This is a genomic window from Maribacter litoralis (assembly GCF_902506355.1).
GTDB classification, from domain to species: Bacteria; Bacteroidota; Bacteroidia; order Flavobacteriales; family Flavobacteriaceae; genus Maribacter; species Maribacter litoralis.
The window spans coordinates 87,682-102,261 of record NZ_LR733271.1 but is presented as its reverse complement, the minus strand read 5'-3'; the positions used below and the strand labels follow the sequence as shown (position 1 = coordinate 102,261).

The following is a 14,580-nucleotide window of genomic DNA, read 5'->3' as shown; positions in this document are numbered from 1 at the left end:
ACTAATGTCAGCATTTTTAAAAAGTAATGAAAGTAAGTTAAAGCATTTAACGCAAGTGTAACAAAGGTTACTGTCATAATGATGCAATAATTATAGATTCGTTATTTAAATTAGTGTTAGATTATATTTCTATGGGTGATTTACAAAATCTGGCAAAACAACTTTTTAGGCTATTTAGTGTAGTGATAGTATTGATCGGGCTAATATTTATATGGCTACTAACGTACCGTTCATCTAAAAAAGCTAAGGAAGTTTTGGTAATTGATGAACAAAAAGAAGAGAATGTTTGGAAAACTAAAGATGCTTTATCAGAAATTGATAATATGCCCGATGTAGTCAAAAAAGGTTATTATTTAATAGCTGAAACTTCAAAGTATATGGGTCCTAATGCTGAAAATTTTGAAGATAGATACAGTGGTAACAATCTGGCTTGTTCCAATTGTCATTTACAAAAAGGAGCTCAGGCCGGTTCTGGGTCTTGGGTAGGCATTTTAGAACGATTTCCGCAATTTGGAGGGCGAGGCAATAAAATAGGCACTATTGAAGATCGTATTAATGGTTGCATGGAACGCAGTATGAACGGCAAAATGCTTCCGGTAGATTCTGACCAAATGAAAGCGATTGTGGCATATATGAATTGGTTGAGCGAAGATGTACCCGACAATAGAAAGGCAGAGTTTAAAGGATATCCAAAAATAAAGATACCTGCTGTAGCGGTAGATCTAGAGAAGGGAAGTCAGGTGTATCAAAAAGAGTGTATCATCTGTCATGGTGAAAATGGAGCGGGAGTTCTAAATGCGGTCGATGGTAAAAGCTACACGTATCCACCACTTTGGGGTCCGGATAGTTATAATGATGGCGCAGGAATGAATAGGGTGATAACATCGGCAGAGTTTATAAAAAGTAATATGCCTTACTTGCAGGCCACTTGGGATAACCCAAAACTTACTGATGAAGAAGCGTATCATGTAGCAGGATATATTAATAGTTTTTCTAGACCGCATAAATTAAATACCGAAAACGATTATCCCGATAAAAAGTTAAAACCAGTGTCTACGCCGTACGGACCTTGGGTAGATGATTTTTCTCCAGAGCAGCATAAATACGGACCTTTTCCTCCTATAATGGATTTCTATAAAGAGGAATACGGAATTACCAAAACGAAATAATCTACATGCGATTACTATATCTTTTCATTTGTTGTTTGCCTATTTTTTCGATCGCTCAAGACGCTGTATCTGTTGAGAAAAGAGGAGAGCCTTCTGGTCAATGGCGAACATATTATATGATGACCGCAAATAAAGGAGATCTTAAAGATTTCAATGCTTTAGCAACAGGAGGTAAACTTAAATATCAATATAAATTATTTAAGGGTTTGGAAATAGGGGCTGCTCTATATAATTCAACAAATTTGGGTCTGCAAGATTTAACTATTGCAGATGCTACTACAGGTAGATTAAGTAGATATGAAGAAGGATTGTTTGATAGGTTAGATCTAGAAAATGATGCTGTCTTTTTATTAGGTGAATTGTATGCGAAATTTAATTTAAAACGGCATTCCTTTACTATGGGTAGAATGAAGATCAATACACCACTGATCAATCCTGAAGATGGTAGAATGATACCTACTTTGGTTCAGGGGTTTTGGTATAAATACAATAAACAAAAGACATCGCTTCAGTTTGGAGTATTAAATGAAATTGCGCCCAGATCAACAGGTGAGTTCTATGGTATTGGGGAGAGTATAGGAACGTATCCTGTTGGCAGAAATAAAAATGGTGATGCTTCTCAATATAACAACAGTACATCGTCTGATTATGTAATAATGGGAAATGCCAATCTTGAAATAACAGAAGATTTAAAATTGAATATATGGAATCAATTTGTAGACAATATTTACAATTCGTTCTATATAAGACCCTCTTATAAGTTATCTGAATCTGTACAAATAGAAGGGGAGTGGCTACATCAAAATAAAGTGGGCAATGGCGGTAATAGTATTGATTCCCTTCGTTATTTTAATCAAAACACTGCAGATGTTTTAGGATTGAAAATTGCCTATATAAATAAAGCAGGAGCAGTTTCTTTGGCATATAACAGAATTTTGCCAAACGGTCAATTTCTATCGCCAAGAGAATGGGGTAGAGAAGACCTGTTCAGTTTTCAAAAGCGTGAACGCAGTGAAGGATCGGCAGATAATCACGCTTTGGTATTGAATTACAAAACCGACTTTTCAGCAGCAAAAAATCTAAACTTAACTTCTATATTAAGTGTTGGAAAGCATTGGAAACCAGATGTGACCAATGCTATTTTAAATAAATATGCAATGCCTGATTATACCCATATTAATTTAGATATTTTCTTTAAGCTGAAGAAACTTAAAAACCTACGACCAGAGTTATTGCTTACATCTAAAATTGGTAATTGTGATATACCTGATAATCCTAATTTCTTCTTTAATAAGGTAGATATGTTTCACTTAGATTTAATGGTTAACTACAATTTTTAGATTGTCTTTGAACACATACAGAGTAATAAATAATGAAAGTGCTCTACTTTTTAACTTTACAAGAATTTATGCCTAACAAAGAATAAATAGGGCAAAAGCTAATGAAAGTAGTAAAGATTAAAACACCTGCGACAGCCGCCAAAATATAACCTAGCGTTCCTGTAACGGTTTCGGTATAAAATGTAGTTAAAAGAGCAACAGCGATAAAAAGTCTAATAAAACGGTCTGTACTTCCTAAATTCTTTCTCATAATACTAATTTTAATAGTTTAGGTATTGTAAAATATAATGTTGGTCAAATTTGATAGACCTATGTTATGGGTAATTAATATTTAAAAATATTACTAAGGCAAAATAGTATTAATCGACCACCTGAAAAATGATATTGGTCATATTCAAAATTGCCGTTAATCAATCAAGTGAATTGTAACTTTGGTTACAATACCATCAATACTAATATGGTATTTTTGCATAAAGTGTTAATGTCATGGAAGCATATGTAGAGGCGTTTTTAAATGCGATAACAGGAACATTAAGTTGGACATGGAAATCTATCCTATTCGATGTTCCATGGTATCTAAACTATTTTTGGGGACTCATTTTAATTTCACTTGTTGTTTGGTTTTTGGAGATTACTTTTCCGTGGAGAAAAGAACAAGGTGTGTTTAGAAAAGACTTTTGGTTAGATGGTTTTTATATGTTTTTCAACTTCTTTTTATTTGCTATTGCCATTAGTGGAATTTACAAAATACTAGGGGTGTTCTTTGAAGATATTGGCATTAAGGCTAATAGTTTGGCTCTAATTGATACTTCCCACTGGCCTATGTGGGCTCAATTGTTATTATTTTTTATCGTCTTGGATTTTGTACAGTGGTTTACCCATGTTTTACTACATAAGTATGCTTTTCTATGGAATTTTCACCAAGTGCACCATAGTGTAAAGGAAATGGGTTTTGCGGCACATCTTCGTTACCATTGGATGGAGAATATTTTTTATAAGCCTTTAAAAACATTCGGTGTTATGATCCTTGGTGGGTTTGAGCCAGAGCAAGCCTATATTGTGCATTTTGCTGCCATAACCATTGGGCATTTTAACCATTCAAATATAAAGATAACTTGGGGACCTCTTAAGTATGTATTGAACAACCCTGTGATGCATTTGTACCATCATGCCTATGATTTACCACCTGGTACATATGGTGTTAATTTTGGCATTAGTTTAAGTTTATGGGATTATATTTTTAAGACCAATTACATTCCGGAAGACAGCGGTAATGTAAAGTTGGGGTATCCAGGAGATGAGAATTTACCACAAGATTTTATAGGGCAAGTGTCACATGGATTTCGTTTTAAAAAGAAAAAGTCGGTCAACTAAGACCGACTTTATTATCATTTAATTATTATAAAGTTGACGGACAAACAAATTCAGTCACTGGTATACCAGCTTCCTTAATAACTTTAAATCCGCCTTTTACATCTATTAGATTATGAATTCCTCTGCTTTTTAAGATAGATGATGCGATCATACTTCTGTAACCACCTGCGCAATGCACATAGAAGGCTTTTTTATTAGGGAACTCTGCTAAATGATCATTTAAAAAATCCAATGGTGTGTTTTTGGCATCTATAATGTGTTCAGAAAGGTATTCAGATTCTTTACGAACATCGAATACTGGTACGTGATCGGTTTCAATAAATTTTTTAAGTTCACCTGCATCTACCTGACTAACGGTATCATATTCCATTGCGGCTTTTTTCCAAGCATCGAAGCCACCTTCCAAAAACCCTAAAGTTCCATCAAAACCTACTCGTGATAATCTAGTAACCGCTTCTTCTTCCATTCCTATAGGGGTAACCAATAAAATGGGTTGTTGTACATCTGCAATTAATGCGCCTACCCATGGGGCAAAACTGCCATCCAATCCTATAAAAATAGAGCGTGGAATATGTCCTTTGGCAAAATCATCTTGGTGACGAACATCTAAGACTATGGCACCTGTTTCATTTGCTGCAGCTTCAAAAGCTTTTGGGGAAAGAGCTCTTGTACCACGTTCTAAGACTTCCTTTATATCTTCATACCCTTCTTTATTGAGTTTTACATTTAGGGGAAAATATTGAGGTGGAGGCAGTAAGCCATCAATAACTTCATCAATGAATTCTTCTTTCGTCATATCTGCACGTAGGGCATAATTCATTTTCTTTTGGTTGCCCAAAGTATCTACCGTTTCTTTCATCATATTCTTGCCACAGGCAGAACCGGCACCATGAGCAGGATAAACGATTACCTCATCTGCTAAAGGCATAATTTTTTCGCGTAGACTGTCAAATAAAAATCCGGCAAGGTCACGCTCCGTCAGTTCACCCATTTTCTGGGCAAGGTCTGGTCTGCCAACATCACCTAGAAATAATGTATCGCCACTAAAAATAGCATGGTCTTTACCCTTTTCATCACGTAATAAGTAGGTGGTACTTTCCATGGTATGACCAGGAGTATGTAAAGTAATTATAGATATATTGCCTAATTTAAACTCTTGATTATCAGCTGCTATTATAGCATCAAAAGACGGATTTGCATTTGGTCCATATATTATTTTCGCACCGGTTTCTTTTGCCAGGGTTACATGACCGCTAACAAAATCGGCGTGAAAATGTGTTTCAAATATATATTTGATCTTGGCATTATCTGCAGCAGCTTTTTTAATATAAGGTTGTACTTCTCGTAGTGGGTCAATAATGGCTACCTCTCCATTGCTTTCAATGTAATACGCACCTTGTGCTAGACAGCCAGTATATATTTGCTCTACTTTCATAGTTTCATATTTATTATTAATTCAAAATTACATCTGTAAAATACATTGCACAGTAACCTAGGTTACATTTGCTTGATAATCGAGATTTAAATGCGCTGACACTTGCTCTGAAAATTATTTGTCGTTAGAAATGAAAAAAGCCTTGTGGTCTACAAGGCTTTTATTTTTTAGAACTATTTAAATTTTATAATAAGGTAGAAGGGCAAACATATTCCGTTTTAGGAAGATATGTTTTTGAAATAGCTTCAAATCCGCCTCTGACATCGGTAAATTCCTTCCATCCTCTTTGTTTTAAAATTGAAGCGGCGATCATACTTCTGTAACCACCTGCACAATGTAAAACAAACGGCTTGTCTTTTGGAAATTGAGCTAAATGCTGATTAATTTCATTTAAAGGAACGTTTATGGCGTCTATTACATGTTCAGAATCGAACTCGCTCTTTTTTCTAACATCGATGATCAAGGAGTTATCTTTAGTGTATGAAGCTTCTAAATTGGAAGCATCTATTCTTTTTATGGTTACAAAATCCTTTCCCGAGTTTTTCCATGAATCAAAGCCACCATCTAAAAAACCTACGGTATGATCATACCCAACTCTTGCCAAGCGGGTAATGGCTTCCTCTTTTTTGTCTTTATATGTTACCAACAAAATTTCTTGTTTAATATCCGGTATCATTTCACCTACCCATTGCGCAAAGCTGCCTTCAAGACCAATATTGATACTATTGGGTATAAATCCTCTTGCAAAATCTTCTGCATCTCTAGTATCTAGAACCAAAGCTCCCGTTTCATTCGCAATGGCTTCAAAAGCCTCAGGGGAAAATGGCGTAGTGGCTCTGTCCATAATGTTGTCTAAACTTTCATAACCCTTAATATTCATTAAAACATTTTTAGGGAAATACCCTGGGGGAGTGGTAAGACCGGTCAATAGTTCTTTGATAAACTCCTCTTTGGTCATATCTGGTCTTAAGGCATAGTTTACTTTCTTTTGATGCCCTAAGGTATCTGTAGTTTCTTTGCTCATCATTTTACCGCAAGCGGAACCTGCGCCATGATTTGGATAAACGATTAGTTCATCGCTTAAGGGCATAATTTTATTGCGAAGAGAATCGAACAAATGTCCGGCTAGTTTTTCTTCGGTCAAATCTGCAACTACATGTTGAGCAAGATCAGGTCTACCTACATCGCCAATAAATAGTGTGTCTCCGGTAATAATGCCATGTTCCTTGCCTTTTTCGTCCATTAAAAGGTAGGTGGTACTCTCCATTGTATGTCCTGGGGTATGAATTACCTTTACTTTATAATCTCCTACCTCAAAAATCTGATTGTCTTCTGCAGTTGTAGCTTTATAGCCAGGTTTTGCACCGGGACCAAATACTATTTCTGCTCCTGCTTTTTTCTGTAAGTCTAAATGGCCGCTTACAAAATCGGCATGAAAATGGGTTTCAAAAACGTATTTGATTTTTGCGTTATCTTTTTCAGCTCTATCTAAATAAGGCTGTACTTCGCGTAACGGATCAAATACTGCCGCTACTCCGTTACTTTCTATATAATAGGCTGCATGAGCCAAACATCCTGTATAAATTTGTTCTACTTTCATGTTGTTTTATATTTTGATTACTATGATAAATTTACTGTATGAAAAATCGCTGTACAGTGACATTAGTCACATAAGCGAAATTTTATGTAAAGAATTCCATGTAGAAAATAAAGCCTGCCATAAGAAGAATAAAATAGCCAAAACCTTTCTTGAGTTTTTTACCGTCTATAAAATTACCAAGGTAACCACCAATAAAAATACCAATAAATGAGAGTGATGTGAAAATGGCAAGAAACTTCCAATCTATGAGCATGGTCATGGCATCGCCAAGAAAGAAGCCCATTAAAGATTTAATGGCAATTATGATTAATGAAGTGCCAACGGCTACTTTCATTTCAACATTTGCCAAAATGACCAAAGCAGGAATAATCAAAAATCCGCCACCGGCACCAATTAATCCGGTAATACCGCCTACCAATAATCCTTCCAGTAAAATCAGTGGATAATTATAAGAGACCTCTCCTGTCTTTACGATGTTCTTTTCTTTTTTGAGCATGGAGTAGGCAGCCGGTATCATTAGTATGGCAAAAAGCCCGAACATTGCCATTCTACGTGTAAACTCAAATTCTTCAATTTGAAAAAGCACATCTGGCATTGCAGGTACTACGTAATGTCTAACTATGGTAACCCCTACAATAGCGGGAATACCGAAAACAATAGCTGTATGCCAATCTACATAACCTTTAAGATGTTGTTGCCAACCACCTAACAATGCACTTGCCCCAACTATAAAAAGAGAATAGGCTGTTGCTGCTTTTTCATCAATTGAAAAAAGATAGGCTAAAACGGGTACTGCCAATATAGAACCACCGCCACCAATAAGACCTAATGATACCCCTATAATCAAGGCGCTGAAGTAGCCAAAAAACTGTATTATTTCCATGTGATATGTTTAGTATCACAAAAGTAGAACGGCTAATATGCCTGTGCAGTAACAATGGTTACAGAGGAAATTATAAATCTAAAATTTCTAGGTAATTTCGGTGTAATTTTATTTTACCCATTTCTTCTAACTTTTTCAATAGTCTAGATATTACCACTCTAGAACTATGAAGGTCATAGGCAATATCTTGATGGGTACTATGAATAATGTGGTCATTTGTAACCCTGGCTTTTTCTTTCAAATAACTGATCAAACGCTCATCCATTTTTTGAAATGCAATGTTATCTAATGTATTTAAAAGTTCATTTAGGCGTTCGTGATAGCTGTTGAAAACAAAGTTGCGCCAAGACTTATATTTTATGGTCCACTCTTCCATTTTTTGAATGGGAACCATAATAAGTTTGGTATCGGTTTCGGCAATGGCCCTGATCTCACTTTGATTATCTCCCATACAGCAAGCCATGGTCATAGAACAGGTGTCGCCCTGTTCTAAATAGTATAGCAATAGTTCATCGCCATCTTCATCTTCTCTCAGTATTTTTATGGCACCTGTAATCAATAAGGGCATACCTCTAATGTAGTCGCCTATTTCCATCAGTTTATATCCTTCGGGTACCTCTTTAAAGGTGCCAACTTGAACTATTTCGTTGATTAGCTCTTTTTCAAAGGTTTTTCCATATGCTACGGTCAGGTCTTGAATCATTCTTATGAGTTAATTTTCTGTGCTATTTCTTTATCGAATTTAAAAAAAATATTTGCCCAAATAGATTTTGATACGGCAGCGATCCATGGCATTGTCAGTATTAATACAACAACAATGGCTATGAACAGGCCGGCTATTGAAAGCTGTAAGTTGAAAATCAACGACAGTACATAAGTTGCTACCGCCACGGCAATACCAACAGCGTATGAAACATACATAGAACCCGTGTAAAAACTAGGTTCAATACTATATTTTAAATTACATTTTGGGCACTGTTCTTTTACCTTATTGAAGTTACTTAATTTATAGGGATTAGCTTCAAAGAATTCACCTTTATGGCATCTTGGGCATTTTAAAAATAGAATACTATATAATTTAGAACCTTGTAGTAACATAAAAGAAAGCATTTTAAATCAAAATTATAGTATCACAATATTCTTTTCGGTAACATTGGTTACATAGCAAAAGGCGCATTTAAAGTTTATGAAAAGTAAACGTATTCATTATATATTGAACTGATATAAATCATATTTTTTGGTATTTAAGACATGTATGTTTGTTATTAAATAAGATAAATATGTGTTCGCTTGTTCAAAAATATAATGTGCCTGGACCAAGATATACCAGCTATCCAACTGTTCCTTTTTGGGATATAAATACCTTTTCTGGGAAAAAATGGGAGGAGACGGTCAAAAAAAGTTTTCATGCCAGTAATTCCGTAACAGGTATTAGCCTCTACATACATTTACCTTTTTGCGAAAGCATGTGTACGTTCTGCGGATGTCATAAGCGTATTACCAAAAGACATGATGTAGAAATGCCCTATATAAAATCGGTATTAAAAGAATGGCGATTATATAGTGAAATGTTCGATGAAAGACCCATAATTAAAGAGTTACATTTAGGCGGAGGTACACCAACTTTTTTTAAACCAGAGCATTTAAAATTTCTTATAGACGGCATATTAAGATTTGCCAACAAGGCAGATGGAGCCGAATTCAGTTTTGAAGGCCATCCTAACAACACCACTAAAGAGCACTTACAGGCATTATATGAAGTAGGGTTTCGAAGAGTAAGTTTTGGAGTGCAAGATTACAATGAAACCGTTCAAAAAGCAATACACAGAATTCAACCATTTATTAATGTAAAAAATGTTACCGAGTGGTCTAGGGAAATAGGGTACACCTCTATAAGCCATGATATTATTTTTGGACTTCCACATCAAGAGTTAGAGCACGTAATCAATACAATAGAAAAGACTAAAGAACTGAAACCAGACCGTATTGCTTTTTACAGCTATGCACATGTGCCATGGCTGGCAGGCAACGGTCAAAGAGGTTATAATGATGCCGATTTACCGGCAGGAGAAGAGAAAAGGAAGCAGTATGAAGTGGGTAAAGAACTTTTATTGAAATTCGGTTACCATGAAATTGGTATGGATCATTTTGCTTTAAAAACGGACAGTTTGTTCCAAGCACTGGAAAAAGGAAACCTACACAGAAATTTTATGGGTTACACAAGTTCAAATACACATTTAATGATTGGTTTAGGGGCATCTAGTATAAGCGATAGCTGGTATGGCTTTGCACAGAATGTAAAGAATGTAGAAGAATATCAAAACCTTGTAGAAAATGATATTATACCGTTGTATAGAGGACATATTTTAACGGAAGAAGATCAAATAATTAGAAGGCATATCTTAAATTTAATGTGCCAGTTTAAAACAACTTGGAGTGCTTATAAACTACATCTACCACAAATGGATGCCATTCTTGAACGACTGAAAGAATTGGAAGATGACGGTATAGTTACCATTGCCGAAGGTAGTTTAACAATAACAGAAAAGGGTAGACCCTTTGTACGTAATGTATGTATGGCATTCGATTTGCCTTTACAAGAGAAAAAACCAAATACACGGTTGTTTTCTATGACCGTTTAAGAATATTGCCGTCTCTATTTAATATGAATTGCTAAATAAAAAAATCATGAAGAAAATAATAGTACTTACAGATTTTTCAGAACCCTCGGAAAATGCCTTAAAAGCTGCGGCAGACTTGGCTAAAAAACATGATGTTGAGCTTTTTGTGGTGCATATGCTAGAGCTCAATCAGGCTATGTTGTCTACGCCCGATGGTATGTATATGGAGCAGACGGTCTTTTTGGTGAAACTAGCGGAGAAAAATTTAGCCGAGTTTTTACAAAAACCTTATCTAGAAGGTGTAAAGGTAACACCTGTGATCAAGCATTATAAAGTGTATAGCGAGCTAGATGCAATAGCAGAAGAACATGATGCAGATTTGATTGTAATGGGTTCTAATGGCTCTAGCGGATTTGAGGAAATATTCATTGGTTCCAATGCCGAGAAGGTAGTTAGAAATGCAAGCGTACCGGTATTGGTCATTAAAGGTGAGATTAATAGTTTAAGCATTGATAGATTCGTATTTGCTTGCGATTTCGATGATGATAATTTACCTGCCTTTCAAAAAGCAAGGGAGTTTGCAGATATGATCGATGCCAAAATGGAAGTTGTGTTCATTAACACTCCTAATGATGCTTTTATGAGCAATAGAGATGCTTATCAGAAAATTAATAAATTTTTAACCAAGGCCAATGCGGCAGTACAGGTTGAAATCTATAATGATTACAGTGTAGAACAAGGTATATTGAATTATGGCAATACCATTTTAGCAGATGCAATTGCTATGCCTACACATGGTCGTAAAGGTATATCTCATTTATTCAATGGAAGTATAGGTGAAGATGTAGTCAACCACGCCAGAATACCTGTTATAACTTTTAAAATATAGTTACTAGACAAAATCTATAAACAAATGTACCCCCAAGGTAATTATCTTGGGGGTTCTTATTGTTATAATAAGTAATCTGTTATTGGCCTAAATGTTTATTGTAAAATTTCCAAGCTTGGTGGGCTACATCTCTGCCTAATTTTAAACCGGCTACATTATCTGCCTGTATATGGTAACCGCCCATAACTCTAGATATGCCTGCCATGTTAGCGGCTTCAGTAAATGTAGGGAAGGTTATGGTAACCGGTTCGCCGTAATGTTCGGTATCTATTTCGGTTAAACTTCCTGGTATCAGTTCTACGGATTCACCAAAATAATCGTCTCCGGTAAATAGGCGTAAAACCTCTGCACAACCACCACTTATAGTGCTGTGGCCCGAAGTATAGCTAGGAAATGGCGGACATAGAAAAATATCTGGAGAATAAGGCCTCCATTCCTGTCCTTTCATTTCAATAACCCCTTTGCCCGGTCCGCCCCATGCCTTTATCGTTTTATCTTTATAATATTCGTGTACCAATGCATAAGGTCTCGCATAGTCATAGAACATTTTAGAATCCCATGAGGCTATAAAAGCATCCATAGCGGTGATTTCCGTTAAGAAATACATTTTTACGTCTTGGTCTAGGGTGTGGTTATCACGGCGAGATACGTCTTGTGCAAATTTTAACCAGTGTCCCGCTTGCTGAACAGATTGCGGTCCGTCTCGCATAAATTCTACCAATGCCTTATCTTCATCAGAAAGGTTGGCTTGCAAATCGACCACTTCTTTTTTTAATTGCTCTGAGCCTACCATGGGTGGCGGCCCAGGTCTAAACTGATCGGCAGAAGTCATGGTCATTGTGGTTACCTTTTGCCAATAAGGAGTAAGACATCCTGGGGCATATTGACCGCCTTTGCCATCGGAGAAATATTTTGGTTGCCACCGGTTAATATCGGTGCTTTCATCTGGGGAGTTTACGGGACTGTAATTGGTATAATCAAAATAAGGAACTCCGTTAGAACCTTCAACTTCACCATATTGGTTACTACCGTCATTCTTTCTAGCTTCAATGGTAGCTTTGGCGGCTAAGTTGCCAATACCTTCTGGGGTAGTGGGGTCTGTAGAATCATTGTCTGGGTCAAGTCCTAATTCGATCATAAAAGCCCTGAACATTTCTGTATCTGAAAAGTAATATTCTTTCATGGTGCCATAAGCCGCATAACTAATTACAATTTCCTTGTTCTTAAGGGTTTGCTCGGCACTAGGTCTTCGTTCTATATTAGAAAGGTATACCGGTATGGCGTTTTCATCGTATCTAGACCATGCATCAAAAATGGAGGTGAAAATCAATCCTAAATAACGAGAGGTAATTGTAGGTCTTGGTTTAAACTTTTCGGTGTCAGAAGCTGTGGCGTCCAATGCCATTTTTCCCCATTTATAGGCGACATTATCTACTCCTTTTAGTTCTTGGCTTTGTTGTTGGGCAACTGTTGTTTTAATACCAAACGTGGCTAGTATCAAAGCTAAAAGTAAAATACGTTTCATGTGGTTGTCTGTTGGTTATTTTGGTGTCTTAAATATAATAATGAGTTCTAAACAATTAAAATTTAAGCTGTAAGAACATTCTGCATATAGTCGAATAATTGCTGCATTTGCGGCTTTCCTTTCTTTTTACCACTGCGACCGGCAAAATATAGTATAAACCAGATGAGAACTAACAGCACTAAAAGACCAACTTGTATACGATAGGTTTTACCTAATGATGCGCTGGAATATGCCCAAATGCCAATAATTATAAATAAAGTAGCGACTATAAAGTGTATGAACATAAAGAAGGTCCATAGGGTAGGGTTAGGGCCAAATACGCCATATAGTTTACAACTGATATCATCTATTTCTTCAAATTCCAAATGTAATTGTGGAGACCAAAAGTGATGGCGTTTTTGATTGAACTTTATAAAAATGTGCTCATCTAGGCGTTTTATTAAAAAAGGATCAACCTTTGACTGCTCAAATTTGTTGAGAATAATTTTCTTGTTTTTGGGAATATGTAACTGAAACCTTGGGCGAAGAGCAATTTCGTTCGGTATTGGTTTCATATAATAGTAATTTTTGGCGGTTGCCGTTAGTTATGGCATTCTATAGCACTCGATGCCAGTTGCGTTACTGGAGCTGGTGATACGTAAGGTATTCCCAGACCTAGCCCTCTGAGTATAAAAAGAGCACCTATAACTATTACAAAAACGGGAATGGCTCTTTGTACCTTTTGACGAATGCCTCCTTTTAATAGATTGCTGAAATATATTGCAGCCGTCATAAGCGGTAAGGTGCCAACGCCAAAAAGCATCATGTATAAACTTCCTTGCAAAGCATCACCCATTGCAATAGATCCAAAAAGTGCCATATAAACCAATCCGCAGGGTAAGAATCCGTTTAAAAAACCTATGGTTAAGAATGTATCTGGAGATTTTTTCTTTAGTTCTTTACCCAGTTGGTTCTTAACTTTTGATATGATTTTATAGATAGGTTTTGAAAGGTTGTATTTATTGAATGTTTTATACGGAATCAAAACAACTAGAATCATTATTATACCAATAACGATAGAAAGTTTCTGTTGTATTCCGAAGATGGATAGTCCTTTTCCTAACAGTCCAAATACAAGACCAATAATGCCGTAAGCAAGTAAACGCCCAAAGTGATATATAAATATTTGACCGAATTTCTTGTAGTTATTTGTTCTATCCACCGGAAGCATAAAAGCAATGGGTCCGCACATACCTACGCAGTGCAAACTTCCCATAAGACCTAAAATGAGGGCAGATACCAACATAACTTAAAAAGTTATACTTTCTTTATATAAATATTCTTTTCCGGCGTATTCCCAGAAAATTTTTATATCCCAGCGACCATCCAACAATTGATTGTCTGGTATGAGCAATTCTGAATTGGATAAACTAATGGGCAAATTAAAATCCAAATTCTTATTGGATGGTCTATATAGGGATACGATACCTTTTACATTGGTATCTTCATAACCATCGGGAAAAATAACGAGTAAACCCTCTGGAAATTTTTTGAGTTCTATTTGTGAAGACGCGGTATTTGCGTTAGTCTCCGCATCTATTTCTTTTTGGTACCCAAGTTCGGCCTTATAATATTCTTCGGTGACCAGATCATGGTTCGCATCATGACTGGTGGTCATTTTGACCACAAAAAACATGATAAAACTGATAAAACCTATAATGGCTATGACGATACCGGTACCCCAATTAATTTTCATGGTGCTTAA

At 36.1% G+C, this 14,580-nt stretch carries 15 protein-coding genes; 5 read left to right on the top strand and 10 right to left on the bottom strand.

All coding sequences use genetic code 11. From position 1 onward, the window contains the following. The first annotated feature begins 131 nt into the window (after positions 1 to 131). Both EXIGUO8A_RS00490 and EXIGUO8A_RS00485 read left to right on the top strand, forming a co-directional pair. Positions 132 to 1,169 (top strand): c-type cytochrome, encoded by a 1,038-nt coding sequence (locus tag EXIGUO8A_RS00490; protein ID WP_159301512.1) that lies wholly within the window; start codon positions 132 to 134, stop codon positions 1,167 to 1,169. 5 nt (positions 1,170 to 1,174) lie between these two features. Continuing rightward, positions 1,175 to 2,509 (top strand): OprD family outer membrane porin, encoded by a 1,335-nt coding sequence (locus tag EXIGUO8A_RS00485; protein ID WP_159301511.1) that lies wholly within the window; start codon positions 1,175 to 1,177, stop codon positions 2,507 to 2,509. Between the two features lie 43 nt (positions 2,510 to 2,552). Here EXIGUO8A_RS00485 and EXIGUO8A_RS00480 read toward each other — a convergent pair whose 3' ends face one another. Then, complete coding sequence (locus EXIGUO8A_RS00480) at positions 2,553 to 2,759, bottom strand: YgaP family membrane protein (protein ID WP_159301510.1); 207 nt, start codon at positions 2,757 to 2,759, stop codon at positions 2,553 to 2,555. Positions 2,760 to 2,995: 236 nt separating this feature from the next. Between EXIGUO8A_RS00480 and EXIGUO8A_RS00475 the strand changes: the two genes are divergently transcribed. Next, positions 2,996 to 3,883 carry a sterol desaturase family protein gene (locus EXIGUO8A_RS00475; RefSeq protein ID WP_159301509.1) on the top strand — a complete coding sequence of 296 codons (888 nt, stop codon included), beginning with the start codon at positions 2,996 to 2,998 and terminating at the stop codon, positions 3,881 to 3,883. A 25-nt stretch (positions 3,884 to 3,908) separates the two neighbouring features. Here the strand turns inward: EXIGUO8A_RS00475 and EXIGUO8A_RS00470 are convergent, their stop codons facing one another. The 5 genes from EXIGUO8A_RS00470 to EXIGUO8A_RS00450 form a co-directional block, all read right to left on the bottom strand. Then, positions 3,909 to 5,318, bottom strand: coding sequence for an MBL fold metallo-hydrolase (locus EXIGUO8A_RS00470; RefSeq protein WP_159301508.1), 1,410 nt, complete (start codon positions 5,316 to 5,318; stop codon positions 3,909 to 3,911). A gap of 184 nt (positions 5,319 to 5,502) precedes the next feature. Beyond that, positions 5,503 to 6,918: an MBL fold metallo-hydrolase gene (locus EXIGUO8A_RS00465; RefSeq protein ID WP_159301507.1), complete on the bottom strand. Its 1,416-nt coding sequence runs from the start codon at positions 6,916 to 6,918 to the stop codon at positions 5,503 to 5,505. 82 nt (positions 6,919 to 7,000) lie between these two features. Beyond that, on the bottom strand, positions 7,001 to 7,801 hold the full coding sequence (locus tag EXIGUO8A_RS00460; RefSeq protein ID WP_159301506.1) for a sulfite exporter TauE/SafE family protein: 801 nt from the start codon (positions 7,799 to 7,801) through the stop codon (positions 7,001 to 7,003). Positions 7,802 to 7,871: 70 nt separating this feature from the next. Continuing rightward, positions 7,872 to 8,504, bottom strand: a complete 633-nt coding sequence (locus tag EXIGUO8A_RS00455) for a Crp/Fnr family transcriptional regulator (protein ID WP_159301505.1) — start codon at positions 8,502 to 8,504, stop codon at positions 7,872 to 7,874. 2 nt (positions 8,505 to 8,506) lie between these two features. Next, complete coding sequence (locus EXIGUO8A_RS00450; RefSeq protein ID WP_159301504.1) at positions 8,507 to 8,899, bottom strand: DUF983 domain-containing protein; 393 nt, start codon at positions 8,897 to 8,899, stop codon at positions 8,507 to 8,509. 182 nt (positions 8,900 to 9,081) lie between these two features. Between EXIGUO8A_RS00450 and hemN the strand changes: the two genes are divergently transcribed. Both hemN and EXIGUO8A_RS00440 read left to right on the top strand, forming a co-directional pair. Next, complete coding sequence (hemN, locus tag EXIGUO8A_RS00445; protein WP_159301503.1) at positions 9,082 to 10,443, top strand: oxygen-independent coproporphyrinogen III oxidase; 1,362 nt, start codon at positions 9,082 to 9,084, stop codon at positions 10,441 to 10,443. A 46-nt stretch (positions 10,444 to 10,489) separates the two neighbouring features. Beyond that, positions 10,490 to 11,311, top strand: coding sequence for a universal stress protein (locus tag EXIGUO8A_RS00440; protein ID WP_159301502.1), 822 nt, complete (start codon positions 10,490 to 10,492; stop codon positions 11,309 to 11,311). Between the two features lie 79 nt (positions 11,312 to 11,390). Here the strand turns inward: EXIGUO8A_RS00440 and EXIGUO8A_RS00435 are convergent, their stop codons facing one another. The 4 genes from EXIGUO8A_RS00435 to EXIGUO8A_RS00420 all read right to left on the bottom strand — a co-directional run bounded on the left by EXIGUO8A_RS00435 (position 11,391) and on the right by EXIGUO8A_RS00420 (position 14,571). Next, positions 11,391 to 12,836 (bottom strand): vanadium-dependent haloperoxidase, encoded by a 1,446-nt coding sequence (locus EXIGUO8A_RS00435; protein ID WP_159301501.1) that lies wholly within the window; start codon positions 12,834 to 12,836, stop codon positions 11,391 to 11,393. Between the two features lie 62 nt (positions 12,837 to 12,898). Next, positions 12,899 to 13,390 (bottom strand): GTP-binding protein, encoded by a 492-nt coding sequence (locus EXIGUO8A_RS00430; protein ID WP_159301500.1) that lies wholly within the window; start codon positions 13,388 to 13,390, stop codon positions 12,899 to 12,901. Positions 13,391 to 13,416: 26 nt separating this feature from the next. After that, positions 13,417 to 14,121, bottom strand: a complete 705-nt coding sequence (locus EXIGUO8A_RS00425) for a sulfite exporter TauE/SafE family protein (RefSeq protein WP_159301499.1) — start codon at positions 14,119 to 14,121, stop codon at positions 13,417 to 13,419. 3 nt (positions 14,122 to 14,124) lie between these two features. After that, positions 14,125 to 14,571 carry a FixH family protein gene (locus EXIGUO8A_RS00420; protein WP_159301498.1) on the bottom strand — a complete coding sequence of 149 codons (447 nt, stop codon included), beginning with the start codon at positions 14,569 to 14,571 and terminating at the stop codon, positions 14,125 to 14,127. Positions 14,572 to 14,580 lie beyond the last annotated feature (9 nt).

What these genes read in the sequence shown, in the direction of transcription:
- EXIGUO8A_RS00490 (WP_159301512.1), top strand. Translation starts at nt 132, where the DNA reads ATGGGTGATTTACAAAATCTGGCAAAACAACTTTTTAGGCTATTTAGT.
- EXIGUO8A_RS00485 (WP_159301511.1), top strand. Translation starts at nt 1,175, where the DNA reads ATGCGATTACTATATCTTTTCATTTGTTGTTTGCCTATTTTTTCGATC.
- EXIGUO8A_RS00480 (WP_159301510.1), bottom strand. Translation starts at nt 2,759, where the DNA reads ATGAGAAAGAATTTAGGAAGTACAGACCGTTTTATTAGACTTTTTATC.
- EXIGUO8A_RS00475 (WP_159301509.1), top strand. Translation starts at nt 2,996, where the DNA reads ATGGAAGCATATGTAGAGGCGTTTTTAAATGCGATAACAGGAACATTA.
- EXIGUO8A_RS00470 (WP_159301508.1), bottom strand. Translation starts at nt 5,318, where the DNA reads ATGAAAGTAGAGCAAATATATACTGGCTGTCTAGCACAAGGTGCGTAT.
- EXIGUO8A_RS00465 (WP_159301507.1), bottom strand. Translation starts at nt 6,918, where the DNA reads ATGAAAGTAGAACAAATTTATACAGGATGTTTGGCTCATGCAGCCTAT.
- EXIGUO8A_RS00460 (WP_159301506.1), bottom strand. Translation starts at nt 7,801, where the DNA reads ATGGAAATAATACAGTTTTTTGGCTACTTCAGCGCCTTGATTATAGGG.
- EXIGUO8A_RS00455 (WP_159301505.1), bottom strand. Translation starts at nt 8,504, where the DNA reads ATGATTCAAGACCTGACCGTAGCATATGGAAAAACCTTTGAAAAAGAG.
- EXIGUO8A_RS00450 (WP_159301504.1), bottom strand. Translation starts at nt 8,899, where the DNA reads ATGTTACTACAAGGTTCTAAATTATATAGTATTCTATTTTTAAAATGC.
- hemN (WP_159301503.1), top strand. Translation starts at nt 9,082, where the DNA reads ATGTGTTCGCTTGTTCAAAAATATAATGTGCCTGGACCAAGATATACC.
- EXIGUO8A_RS00440 (WP_159301502.1), top strand. Translation starts at nt 10,490, where the DNA reads ATGAAGAAAATAATAGTACTTACAGATTTTTCAGAACCCTCGGAAAAT.
- EXIGUO8A_RS00435 (WP_159301501.1), bottom strand. Translation starts at nt 12,836, where the DNA reads ATGAAACGTATTTTACTTTTAGCTTTGATACTAGCCACGTTTGGTATT.
- EXIGUO8A_RS00430 (WP_159301500.1), bottom strand. Translation starts at nt 13,390, where the DNA reads ATGAAACCAATACCGAACGAAATTGCTCTTCGCCCAAGGTTTCAGTTA.
- EXIGUO8A_RS00425 (WP_159301499.1), bottom strand. Translation starts at nt 14,121, where the DNA reads ATGTTGGTATCTGCCCTCATTTTAGGTCTTATGGGAAGTTTGCACTGC.
- EXIGUO8A_RS00420 (WP_159301498.1), bottom strand. Translation starts at nt 14,571, where the DNA reads ATGAAAATTAATTGGGGTACCGGTATCGTCATAGCCATTATAGGTTTT.